This window comes from Microvirgula aerodenitrificans DSM 15089, assembly GCF_000620105.1.
Lineage (GTDB): Bacteria > Pseudomonadota > Gammaproteobacteria > Burkholderiales > Aquaspirillaceae > Microvirgula > Microvirgula aerodenitrificans.
Map to the genome: position 1 here is coordinate 229,664 of NZ_JHVK01000002.1, position 11,413 is coordinate 241,076.

Here is an 11,413-nt window from a genome sequence, read left to right on the forward strand (position 1 = left end):
TTCTCCCTGATTTGTTATGGGTTTTATGGCACGGGCACGGCCGGGCAGCGAAAACGGCCGCGTCATGTGCGGTGGACAGCAGTATTGACGTTTGAATAAGACATGCGCAACTAGAGACTGTATGTTTGTGTCGCTATTGCGGATGACAGCCCATTGCCGCTACGCTGGGCGTCCGTCATATCCACTGTCCAATCCCATGCAGAACCGATCCGCCCGCCTGTATGCCGCCGCCGCGATCCTGATCTGGGCATCTCTTGCCGCCCTGGGCGTCAAGCTCGCTCATCTGCCGCCGTTCCTGCTGGTCGGTGCCACGCTGACCTTCGCCGGCCTGATCACGCTGCCGACCCTCCGTCAGTGGCGGGTGCCGGCCTCGACCTTCGCCATCGGCGTCGCCGGCCTGTTCGGCTATCACTTCTTCCTGTTCGTCGCCTTCCGCAATGCACCACCGGTCGAAGCCAATCTGCTGAACTACCTGTGGCCGCTGCTGATCGTGCTGCTGGCGCCGCTGCTGCTGCCTGGCACCCGGCTGACCCGCCGCCATCTGCTGGCAGCCGCTACCGGCTTTGTCGGTGCCATGCTGGTCGTCAGCAAAGGGCATGCCGGATTCGATAGCAGTTATCTGGGTGGATATGGCGCCGCCGCTTTTGCCGCGCTGCTGTGGGCCAGCTATTCGCTGCTGACGCGCCGGGTGCCGCCGTTCCCGACCGCGGCGGTCGGCGGGTTCTGCCTGGTGTCCGGCCTGCTGTCGCTGAGCTGCCACTTTCTGCTCGAACCGGCCACGCCGCTGCAGGCTGGCGATCTGCCCTGGATCCTGCTGCTCGGCGCCGGGCCGATGGGCGGCGCCTTCTTCCTGTGGGACAAGGCGATGAAAACCGGCGACGCCCGCGAGATGGGCCTGATGGCCTTCCTGACGCCGCTGCTGTCCACGGTCATCCTGGTGCTGGCAGGTGGCGGCACGCTGGACAGCTGGGCACTGGCTGGCGGGCTGCTGATCGTCGGTGGTGCACTGGCAGGCACACGGCCGACGGCCAGCGCCTGAGACAGGCATGAAAAAACCGGCCATGACGGCCGGTTCTTTCTGATGGCAATCCCGGGCGGGATTACAGGTAATTCAGCAGCGACAGGCCCTGGGTCTTGGTGAACGCTGCCATCGAGCCCTGCAGGGCCAACTGGGCCATGGCCATGTCGCTGACCGCCTTCGGCAGGTCGAGGTCTTCGAGCTTGCTCAGCGTCGCCGCATAAGCGAGCGACAGGTCGCCGTTGCCATTGCGGGTCGCCTCGGTTTCATTCATCCGCGAACCGACAGCGGCATTGGCCGTGGTTACCCGGGTCATCGCGCTGTCCAGGCCACCAATGGCACTCTGCAGGTCGGACGTGAAATTGTAGCCCGGGGTGTCGGTGCCGAGCTGCAGGGCCTTGTGCAGGGTATTGACCGCATCGAACAGGCTGCCGCCGCCCACCGAGCCGAACACGCTCGGACCGGTATCGGTCACCGGCACCTGCCGCGTGGAGGAGATCGGAATGGTCTTCTGGCCGTCATTGCCGTTATAGGTGACGTTCCAGCTGTCCCAGGTCATGCCGCCGCTGGTATTGGACACCTGCTGCGACACATACGGCGGCGTGGTCGAGTTGGTGCCGGAGAACAGGTACTGACCATTGCCGTCGACCTGGTTGGACGCGCCGATCAGCTGGCCGAACATGCCCTGCAGCTGGGCGTCGATCTGCTTCAGGTTGGCCGCGCTGTTCTGGCCGCTGCCGGCCTGGATCGCCAGCGTCTTGATCTGCGAAATCAGTTCGGTAGTCGACTGCATCGCTTCGTCGCTGAAACTCAGCGCCGAATCGGCGGCATTGGTGTTCTTGATGAACTGCTCGTTGCGCCCGTCAGCCTGACGGATGTCGAGAATGCGTGAGGCCGCGACCGGATCATCGGACGGCGTGTTGACCCGCTTCATGGTCGACAGTTGGGTCTGCATCTGGCTCTGCAGCGCCTGCTGGTAGCTGACGTTGCTGCCACCGAGAATATAGTTGGTTGCCGTACTGATACGCATGATTCATTAGCTCCCGCTATTAGCCGCCGACCGCATTCAGGATGGTGTCGAACAGCGTCCCGGCGGTCTGGATCACCTTGCCGGATGCCTGATAGGCCTGCTGGTACTTGAGCAGATTGATGGTTTCTTCATCCAGGTTCACGCCGGATACGCTTTCCCGCGCCAGCGTCACCTGCTTCAGCGAGTTGGTTTGCGCATCGTTCATGACCTTGGTTTCATTGGTGATGCTGCCGACCGAGGTCACCGTCTGGCCCAGCGCGCCCTGAAGGGTCATGGTGCCGGTAGCGCTGCCATTCGTGCCCTGCACCAGGTTGGCGGTCTGCAGGTTGGTGAACTCCAGCAGGTTGCTGTTGTCGGCTTTCTCGGTAAAGCTGGTGTTCTTGCCGAGCTGGAACGTCCCGCCACCGGCCAGTGTGCCGTTCATGGTGAGGTTGACGCCAGTCTCCTCGGGCGGGGTGCCGTTGCTCATGATCTTGTAGCCGCCGGTCACGCCCGGGCGGGCGACAACGGTATAGCCGCTGTAGCCCGCCGGCGCGGAGATGCTCAGACCGGTCGCCGTGTAGTTGATGGTCAGCGAGGCGGGGCCGGCCATCAGGTCGTCGGCCAGGGTGTTGTCCTGGGCGGTGGCGCGGCTGATCGAGGTGGCGCTGACCGTGGCGGCGCCGGTCGTGCCGGTGGCTTTCAGCGGCGATGCGGCAGCAATCTTGTCCGGCTGGGTAATGGCCAGCGACAGCGCGTTGATCGCGTCGCTCTCGAAGGCCGAGCGGGTCGCATCATCCATGCCGCCATTGGCGAACGTCTTGCTGTAGCTGTCGAGCAGCGCCGCGTTGGCAGCCGGCGTCGCCGCACTCCACGGCGGGAAATTGAAGTTCAGCGTGAACATGTCGGTACCCTGGGCACCATTCTTGTCCAGACCGGCCTTCTGCTGATTGTTGAAGTTGATCGCCATGCCGAGCGCCGTGGCGCCGAGCTCTTCCTGCGACTGCACCAGCGTCTTGCGCACGCTGAGCGCGCCGCCGAGCGAGCCGCCGGTCAGCAGGTCGGACGGCAGGGGCGAACCATCCTTGTAGCCGATCTGCAGATCCTTGCCCGAGCCCGGCATCACCTGCAGCTCGAACGGGGTCCCGCCGAGCACCATGCTCTGGCCGCTGCCGATGAACACGTTGACCTTGCCGCTGTCACTCGGCACCGACGAGGCTTTCACGTACTTGTTCAGTTCGGTGATCGCCTGGTCGCGCTGGTCGATCAGGTCCAGCGGCTGCTGGGTATCGCCCTGCCACAGCTGGCTGATCTGCTGGTTCAGCGACGCAATCTGCTTGGCCAGCGCATTGATCTGGGTAACCGACGACTTGACCTCGGTATTCACGCCATTGCGCAATTCCTCGATCCGGTCATTGGCGGCCTTGAAGCTGTTGACCATCGACGACGCCTGATCGAGCATCGCCTGCCGCGACGGCACCGAGTTCGGGTCGGTCGCCAGGGTCTGGATCGCGCTGAAAAAGGTCTGCAGCTGGCTGGACACGCCGGTCGACGAGTTGGCCAGCGTGGAATCGAGCTGGTTCAGGTAGCTGAGCTTGCTGCTGTAATAGTTGCTCGCCGAGGTCGCCGTCTGCACCTGCTTGTTGAGAAAGCCGTCGTACACCCGGCGCACATCGGTCACCTGCACGCCGTTGCCCGGATAGCCATAGCCAGCCGATTGCGGGTACAGGGTCTGCTGGATGATGTCCTTGCGGGTGTAACCAGCGACGTTCATGCCGTTGATGTTCTGCCCGGTGACGCTCATGCCGGCTGCGGCCGAATTCAGGCCGGACAGACCAATGTTGAAGAGGCTCATAATGGACTCGGTCTTTCTCGTATGACTGTTCTATCGACCGCGCAAACGCACTCTTGACCCGGATTGCGGATCAGGAACGGGTGCCGGTCGCGACGCGGGCCAGCTTCTCGGCGTAGGCCGGGTCGGTGGCATAGCCGCCGCGCGCCAGGCCGCGGGCAAAACTCACCGCGTCGGCGCCGGTATTCAGTGCGCCGGCGTAGCGCGGGTTGTTCTGCAGCAGTTTCGCGTAGTCGGCAAACGCTTCGCCGTAGTTGTCGTAGGCGCGGAAGCGTTCGACCTTCTTCTTCGGCGAGCCGTTTTCGTATTCGGTAGTGACGATGTCGGTGGTCTTGCCCTGCCAGCTGCCACCGGCCTTGATGCCGAACAGGTTGTGGCTGTTGCTGCCGTCGGCATTGCGGATATTGCGCTTGCCCCAGCCGGACTCCAGCGCGGCATGGGCGACCACCAGGTTCGGCGTGACGCCGAGATTTGCGGCAGCCTGGCGCGCATGCGGTGCAATCTGCTGGACAAAGTCCTCGCGGCCGACCGGAGCGGCCAGCGGGGCTTCCAGCGCGTCGAGCGCTCGCATCGGCTCGTAGCGCTTTTCCTCGCCCTGGGCGCGGCTCAGCGCGGCCTGCAGTCGCGGCGAAATCACCGAATTGAACTTGACCGGCTCGGCATTGCGCGTGACCGGCGCATCGGCATCGGCAGCCTGGCCGGACGCCTTCAGGATCTGCTGGTACAGCGCCTCGCCAAGCCCCATGCCACTGCCCTTGGCCATTGTCTGTGCCAGTTGCTGGTCGGCCATGCCACGGTAGGTGTCCAGCGCGTTGCTGTCTTCCTCACCATCGAAGCGGGTTTCGCGCATGGTCTTCAGCAGGGTCTGCAGGAACAGCGCCTCGAATTCGGACGCCGCCTTGCGCGCGGCGACCTTCGGGTCATCCTTGGCCAGGACCTTCAGGTTGCCCAGCCGCTGGGTATCGTAGGCCAGGCTGACATCGGCCTGGCTGATCGGCGTCGACGCCATCAGATCACCTCCAGTTCGGCACGCAGTGCGCCGGATGCCTTCATCGCCTGCAGGATGGACAGCAGATCCTGCGGCGTGGCGCCGACCGCATTCAGCGCGCGCACGATCTCGTTCAGGTTGGTACCGCGCGGCACGCTGACCAGACGACCGCCATCGCTCTGGATGCTGGTACTGGTCTGGTTGGTCGTGGTGGTCTGCCCCTGGCTCAGCGCATTCGGCTGGCTGACTTCCGGCGTCGACTGTACGGTAACCGTCAGGTTGCCGTGGGCGACGGCGCACGGTTCGACGCGCACGGTCTGGTTCATCACCACCGATCCGGTCCGCGCGTTGACGATCACCCTGGCCACCGGCGACGACATCGCCACATCCAGGTTTTCCAGCTTGCCGAGGAAGGCGACGCGCGCATTCGGGTCGGCCGGCGCCCGCACGTCGATGCGGCCGGCATCGACGGCGCGGGCCACCGAGCCCATCGCCCCGTTGATGGCATTCACCACCCGGCTGGCATTGCTGAAATCGGCGGTCTTCAGCTCAACCGCAACGATATCGTTCTGGCCGACGGTGGTCGGCACTTCGCGCTCGACCGTGGCACCGTTCGGGATGCGGCCGCCATTCAGCTGGTTGATCTTGGTACTGGAACCGCCGCCACCGGCGCCGGCGCCACCGACCATGATGTTGCCCTGCGACATGGCATAGATCTGCCCGTCGGCGCCCTTCAGCGGTGACAGCAGCAGCGTGCCGCCGCGCAGGCTCTTGGCATCGCCCATGGCGCTGACGACGACGTCGATCTGCTGGCCCGAGCGCGCAAACGGCGGCAGTACCGCCGTCACCATCACGGCGGCGGCGTTCTTCGGGTCGATCTTCTGGTCCGGCGGCACCATCACGCCGAGCTGGTTCAGCATGTTCGACATCGACTGGCGCATGAACGGTGACGAGTTGGCCTTGTCACCGGTGCCGTCGAGACCGACGACCAGGCCGTAACCGACCAGCTGGTTGACGCGCATGCCGCCGATATTGGCGATTTCTTTCAGCCGTTCGGCGTGAACGGCCGGGGTCGCCAGCACGATGAGCGCCAGCGACAGGGAAGCGAGGAGGCGGGAGGCGTGGGTCATCAGAACGGCGAAATGGTCAGGAAGAAGCGGGTCAGCCAGCCAGGCTGCGAGAACAGGTTGTTGTTGCCCTGGTTCTGCTGCTCGACGCGGGCGTCGGCCAGGCGGGTTGACGAGATGTAGTAGCCCTGCTGCAGGCCACGGTCACGCGAATACGGCTTGATGTCGCGCGGATTGACCACGCCGGACAGGCGGATGAATTCGAGTTCGCCGTTGATGCGCACCTGCTTTTCGCCACTGATCGACAGGTTGCCGTTCGGCAGCACATCGATGACCGTCGCGGTGATGGTGGACATGAAGCTCGACGACGCCGCCGCCTGGCCACTGCCCTTGCTCGATGCGCTCAGCGAGCCGGAGGTGTTCAGCGGATTCAGGTACTCGTTGGAGAACGGCAGGTTGAAGCCCGGAATGTTCATCTTGGCGTCGACGCCCTTGCTGCCCTGCGACGATTCCTGCTGCTTGGTCGTGGTCGATTCCTCGATCACCACCGTCAGCGTGTCGCCGACCTGGCGCGGGATGCCTTCCTCGAACAGCGGCCGGTTGCCGGCAGCCTGGAAAATCGCGCCGTTGCTCGGCCGCGACAACGGCTGCTGCTGCGGACGCGCCGTCAGCGGTTGCTGGACGATGCTGCCGGGCGGCAGCGCGCACGCGGCAAGCAGCGCGCATACGGCGCCGGTGGTCAGGGAGCGGCAAATGTTCATTCGGATACACTTCACAAGGCAAACCCGGAGATTGTCGCGCAACTCCAAGTCGCTGACAAACCTCGCCTTCCTGCCCGTGAACGGGCCGGCGGCGATGCCGGGATTGAGGAACATGACGGGGAACAGGCCCCGTGGCGGCCGGTTTCGGCCACGCGAACGGGTCGCGTGGCAAAACCCTTCCTCCGCTTTGTCGACCATCCGGCCCGCCGGTTTAGGCGGCAGCCGCAAAAAAACCGGATCAGAGCTGCGCCAGACGCTGCAGCATTTCATCGCTGGTCTTGACGCCGCGCGAGTTCAGTTCGTACGAACGCTGCGCCTCGATCATGTTGATCAGTTCTTCGGTCACGTTGACGTTACTGGCTTCGAGATAGCCCTGCATGATCGTGCCCAGACCATCTGCCGTCGGGTTGCCGGTCGTCGGCGTGCCGCTGGCAGCGGTTTCCAGATACATGTTGTTGCCGATCGACTCCAGACCCTGCGGGTTGATGAAGTCCGAAATCTGCAACTGGCCGATCTGCTGCGGCGCCGTCTGGCCCGGCATTTTCACCGTCACGATGCCGTCGCTCGACACCGAGAAGTTCTGTGCGCCCTGCGGCACGGTGATCGCCGGGTCGACCAGGAAGCCCAGCGACGTGACCAGCTGGCCCTGATCGTTGGTGTGGAAGGTGCCGTCGCGGGTATAGGCGATGGTGCCGTCCGGCTGCTGGACGTTGAAGAAGCCGCGGCCGTTGATGTCGAGGTCGAAGCTGTTGGACGTCTGCTGCGGGTTGCCCTGGGTGAAGATCCGCTCGGTCGCGACCGGCGTGGCACCGGTACCGACCAGCAGGCCGGTCGGCAGCATGGTGTTCTGCGAACTCTGCGAGCCCGGCTGGCGCACGACCTGGTACATCAGGTCGTTGAAGTTCGCCCGGCCCTTCTTGAACGCGGTGGTGTTGGTGTTGGCCAGGTTGTTGGTCACCACATCGAGCTTGAACTGGCTCGAATCCATCCCGGTCTTGGAAATATAGAGGGAGCGTAGCATCGGAATCCCCGGCAAGCGCGCCGTTGCCGGACGCGCTCACTGTATTAAGCGGTTTTAGTTGTTCACGGACATCAGTTGCGTGGCACGCTGGGCGTCCTGGTCGGCAGTCTGCATCAGCTTGACGCTCATGTCGAAGTGGCGGGCATGGCTGATCATCTTGGTCAGCGAGTCGACCATGCTGACATTGCTCTGCTCGATGACGCCGGTCTGCACCCGCACGCCGTCGTCGGCCTGCGCCGGCTGGCCGTCATTGCGGCGGAACAGACCGTCGGTCCCCTTGTAGAACTCGCCGTTGGTCTCGCCGACCAGCTTGATGCGGTCGAGGATATCCACCGTGCGCGGGGTCTGGTCGGTCTGCACCGACGACACCGTGCCGTCCTCGCCGATCATGATCTTGGTGTTCTGCGGCACGGTGATCGGGCCGCCACCTTCGCCAAGAATGACCCGGCCCAGCGGCGTGCGCATGATGCCGTTCTCGTCGACGACGAAACCGCCGCCCCGGGTATAGGCTTCCTGCCCGGTCGAGTCCTGCACGGCAAACCAGCCCCGCCCCTTGATGGCGAAGTCCTGGTCGTTACCGGTGGTCATCATCGCGCCTTCGCTGCTGTCGTGACCGATGGTCGAATCGACGCTGTACGCCCGTGTCGGCGTCCCGTCGCCGACGACCGGCAGCGCGCGGAACGCGCTGAGTTCGGCCTTGAAGCCCGGCGTATGCACATTGGCCAGATTGTTCGCCGTGACCTGCTGTTGCAGTTCCACATGCTTGGCGCCATTCATGGCGATATACAGCATCTTGTCCATGCGTCAGATCCGCTTTTCGGTTAGCGCAGCGAAATCAGCGTCTGCATCAGCGCGTCTTCGACCTTGATGGTCTGCGCGTTGGCCTGGTAGTAACGCTGCGCGGTAATCATGTTGACCAGTTCGCCGGTCATGTCGACGTTCGAGTCTTCCAGCGCCTGCGACTGGATCAGGCCGACGTTGGTGCTGCCCGGCTTGTTGATCACGGCGTTGCCGGACGTGTACGACTCGATCCAGCGGTTGCCGCCGATCGGCTGCAGACCCTGCTGGTTGGCGAAGTTCGCCAGTGCGACCTGGCCCAGCGTCTTGCTCTGGCCGTTCGAGTAGCGCGCAGTCACCGTACCGTCCTTGGCAAACTGCAGGTTGGTCATCACCGACGGCGCATAACCCTGCTGGGTCGTGCTGTTGACGGCAAACTCTGTACCGTACTGGGTGGTGCCGGTGAAGTCCAGCTTGATAGCAAGACTGGCAGCACCCAATGAACCTGAATAGGAGCCGAAGTCAAGCGGCGGTGCAGAGGTATCCATATTCCCTAAATTGTCAAACGTCAACTTCGCAGGGCTAGGAGTAGGAGTGAGGGTTGTCTTGATGCCATTTGGGTCGGTGATTTCAGCGTGTACATCCCAGCTTGCTACAGATGGGGTACCTGATGCCCCTTTGTAAACATAGTAGGTAGACAGCGTCAACGGATTGCCAAGACTGTCGTAAATCTGTGTCGACGTCGTGCTGTTGTACGTCTTCGGGTCGTTGGCAGCGAACGGAGTCTTGCTCGGCACCGTCGATCGCGAATCGAGGTTCAGGCCGAACTTGACAGGATCTGCATCCGCCCACACTTTGCCCCCGTCACTGGCACGCGGCGCGAGCAGGCTGGTGTCGACTTTCAGGCGCGACATCGCGCCCTTCAGCACATTGCCGTTCTCATCGACCCCCCAGCCCATCAGGTAGTCGCCGTTGTTGTTGATGTAGCCCTCGCGGTTGATCTGGAACTGGCCGTTGCGAGTGTAGGCCGTGCCGTTGGCATTCTGCATGACGAAGAAGCCGTTGCCGGAAATGGCCAGGTCGAGCTGGTTGCCGGTGGTGGTCACCCCCCCCTGCTTGAACTGCTGGGCGATCGCGGTGGTCGACACGCCGATGCCGTTCTGGGTCGCGGCCACGCCGTAGAAGTTGGCGGCGAACATGTCGGCGAACTCGGCACGCGAGCCCTTATAGCCGACGGTGGAGGCGTTGGCGATGTTGTTGCCGATGGCGCCGAGCTGATTGTTTGCGGCGTTGATGCCGGCCAGACCGTGTTGGAAAGCCATGATGAATCCCTTGTAAACCTGATATTCGGTAAATGCGTAACGCGTGGACGGTCGTGACCGCTTACATCAGTTCGCGGACCTTGCTGATATCGACGTTCTCGCCGGTCGACAGTGCCAGCAGGACATTGCCGTCCTTCCAGGTCAGTGCATCGACGCGCGAATAGGCCAGTGCCGTCGCCGTGGTCGCCGCGCCGCCCTTGGTGGCGCTGACGCTGAACGTGTAGTTGCCGGAATCCAGTTGCGTGCCATCGCTGGTCTTGCCGTCCCAGACGAAGTGGGCGGTGCCCGCTTCCTGCGCGCCCATGCTGACCTTGTCGACCAGGTTGCCCTTGCTGTCGTAGACCGACACCACGACGGCATCGGCGCCGTTCGGCAGCTCGACGGCACCGGCCGACGAACCGCTCTTGGTGCCGTCCTCGGCCGTCTTGACCGTCAGCGGCAGGCCGGACCCCGGGGTCAGCGCGACGTGACCGATCATGCCGGCGGCCGCGAAGCTCTGGCTGGCGGCATAGGCCGACGACAGCGAGGTCATGGTGGTGTTCAGCTTCTCGATCCCTTCGACCGTGCTCAGCTGGGCCATCTGGCTGGTAACCTGCGAGTTGTCCATCGGGTTCAGCGGATCCTGCGACTGCAGCTGGGCCATCAGCAGTTTCAGGAACTGGTCCTGGATCGCGCTGGAACCGGATTTGGTCGTCGTGCTCGACGTATTGAACTTGTCGTACGGGTTGGTGGTAACGGCGGTGGTCATCTGGGTTCGCTCCGGGATCAGGCTTGGCCGATGGTCAGCGTCTTTTGCAAGAGCTGCTTGGTCGTGTTCATCATTTCAACGTTGGTCTGGTACGAGCGCGATGCGGAAATCATGTCGGTCATTTCTTCGACCGGGTTGATGTTCGGCATGGTCACGTAACCGTTCTTGTCGGCCAGCGGGTTGCCCGGGTCGTAGCTCATGCGCGGCGGCGACTGGTCTTCGACGATTGCGGTCACTGCCACCTTGGCGATTTTCGGTTCGGCGCTGTCGACCGGGATCGGGGTGAACACGATGCGCCGGGCCTTGTACGGCTCGCCGTTGCTGGACACCGCACTGTCGGCGTTGGCCATGTTGCTGGCGACGACGTTCAGGCGCTTGGACTGGGCCGTCAGCGCGCTGCCGGCGATATCGAGGACGCGACTAAGCGACATGATTATTGACCCTTGATGGCGTCGGACAGACCGCTGATCCGACGGTTGAGGAAAGTCAGCGTGGACTGATAGTGGATGGAGTTGTCCATGAAGGCGGAGCGCTCCTGGTCCATGTCCACGGTGTTGCCGTCAATCGACGGCTGTACGGCCTGGCGATACTGCACTTCCACGCCGTCGCTGCCGCTGGTCTGCTTGCCGCTCAGGTGGCGGCCATCGGTGCGGTTCATGCCCAGGCTCGACTGGGTACCGGCCAGCTCGGCCTTCAGTGCCGAGGCGAAGTCGAAGTCGACCGCCTTGTAGTTCGGCGTATCGGCGTTGGCGATGTTCGAAGCAATGACCTCGTTGCGCCTGGCGCGCAGGTCGAGTGACTTCTGCTGCAGTTCGAAATGTTTGGCGATCTTGTCGAGCATGGGTATCCG

The 11,413-nt window shown here is 63.4% G+C and carries 12 protein-coding genes; 1 reads left to right on the plus strand and 11 read right to left on the minus strand.

Translation table 11 applies throughout. From position 1 onward, the window contains the following. Nucleotides 1-196 precede the first annotated feature (196 nt). The gene (locus Q352_RS0102875) at nt 197-1,039 is read left to right on the plus strand and encodes a DMT family transporter (RefSeq protein ID WP_036385088.1); all 843 of its coding nucleotides are present in this window, start codon (nt 197-199) and stop codon (nt 1,037-1,039) included. Between the two features lie 61 nt (nt 1,040-1,100). Here the strand turns inward: Q352_RS0102875 and flgL are convergent, their stop codons facing one another. The 11 genes from flgL to flgB all read right to left on the minus strand — a co-directional run bounded on the left by flgL (nt 1,101) and on the right by flgB (nt 11,404). Further along, the gene (flgL, locus tag Q352_RS0102880; RefSeq protein WP_028498044.1) at nt 1,101-2,048 is read right to left on the minus strand and encodes a flagellar hook-associated protein FlgL; all 948 of its coding nucleotides are present in this window, start codon (nt 2,046-2,048) and stop codon (nt 1,101-1,103) included. Nucleotides 2,049-2,067: 19 nt separating this feature from the next. Further along, nucleotides 2,068-3,882: a flagellar hook-associated protein FlgK gene (gene flgK, locus Q352_RS0102885; RefSeq protein WP_036385089.1), complete on the minus strand. Its 1,815-nt coding sequence runs from the start codon at nt 3,880-3,882 to the stop codon at nt 2,068-2,070. A 70-nt stretch (nt 3,883-3,952) separates the two neighbouring features. Continuing rightward, entirely contained in the window at nt 3,953-4,888 is a 936-nt protein-coding gene (gene flgJ, locus Q352_RS0102890; protein WP_051528636.1) for a flagellar assembly peptidoglycan hydrolase FlgJ, read from the minus strand. After that, entirely contained in the window at nt 4,888-5,997 is a 1,110-nt protein-coding gene (locus Q352_RS0102895) for a flagellar basal body P-ring protein FlgI (RefSeq protein WP_036385090.1), read from the minus strand. The genes flgJ and Q352_RS0102895 overlap by 1 nt, the downstream gene beginning before the upstream one ends. After that, nucleotides 5,997-6,695 (minus strand): flagellar basal body L-ring protein FlgH, encoded by a 699-nt coding sequence (locus tag Q352_RS0102900; RefSeq protein ID WP_028498048.1) that lies wholly within the window; start codon nt 6,693-6,695, stop codon nt 5,997-5,999. Before Q352_RS0102900 ends, Q352_RS0102895 begins: the two co-directional genes overlap by 1 nt. 238 nt (nt 6,696-6,933) lie before the next feature. After that, nucleotides 6,934-7,716 carry a flagellar basal-body rod protein FlgG gene (gene flgG / locus Q352_RS0102905; RefSeq protein WP_028498049.1) on the minus strand — a complete coding sequence of 261 codons (783 nt, stop codon included), beginning with the start codon at nt 7,714-7,716 and terminating at the stop codon, nt 6,934-6,936. 54 nt (nt 7,717-7,770) lie between these two features. Further along, nucleotides 7,771-8,517: a flagellar basal-body rod protein FlgF gene (gene flgF / locus Q352_RS0102910; protein WP_028498050.1), complete on the minus strand. Its 747-nt coding sequence runs from the start codon at nt 8,515-8,517 to the stop codon at nt 7,771-7,773. A gap of 20 nt (nt 8,518-8,537) precedes the next feature. Then, nucleotides 8,538-9,815: a flagellar hook protein FlgE gene (flgE, locus tag Q352_RS0102915; protein WP_028498051.1), complete on the minus strand. Its 1,278-nt coding sequence runs from the start codon at nt 9,813-9,815 to the stop codon at nt 8,538-8,540. A gap of 61 nt (nt 9,816-9,876) precedes the next feature. Beyond that, nucleotides 9,877-10,563, minus strand: a complete 687-nt coding sequence (locus Q352_RS0102920; protein WP_028498052.1) for a flagellar hook assembly protein FlgD — start codon at nt 10,561-10,563, stop codon at nt 9,877-9,879. 17 nt (nt 10,564-10,580) lie between these two features. Then, nucleotides 10,581-10,994: a flagellar basal body rod protein FlgC gene (gene flgC, locus Q352_RS0102925; protein ID WP_028498053.1), complete on the minus strand. Its 414-nt coding sequence runs from the start codon at nt 10,992-10,994 to the stop codon at nt 10,581-10,583. A 2-nt stretch (nt 10,995-10,996) separates the two neighbouring features. Next, nucleotides 10,997-11,404 carry a flagellar basal body rod protein FlgB gene (gene flgB / locus Q352_RS0102930; RefSeq protein ID WP_028498054.1) on the minus strand — a complete coding sequence of 136 codons (408 nt, stop codon included), beginning with the start codon at nt 11,402-11,404 and terminating at the stop codon, nt 10,997-10,999. Nucleotides 11,405-11,413 lie beyond the last annotated feature (9 nt).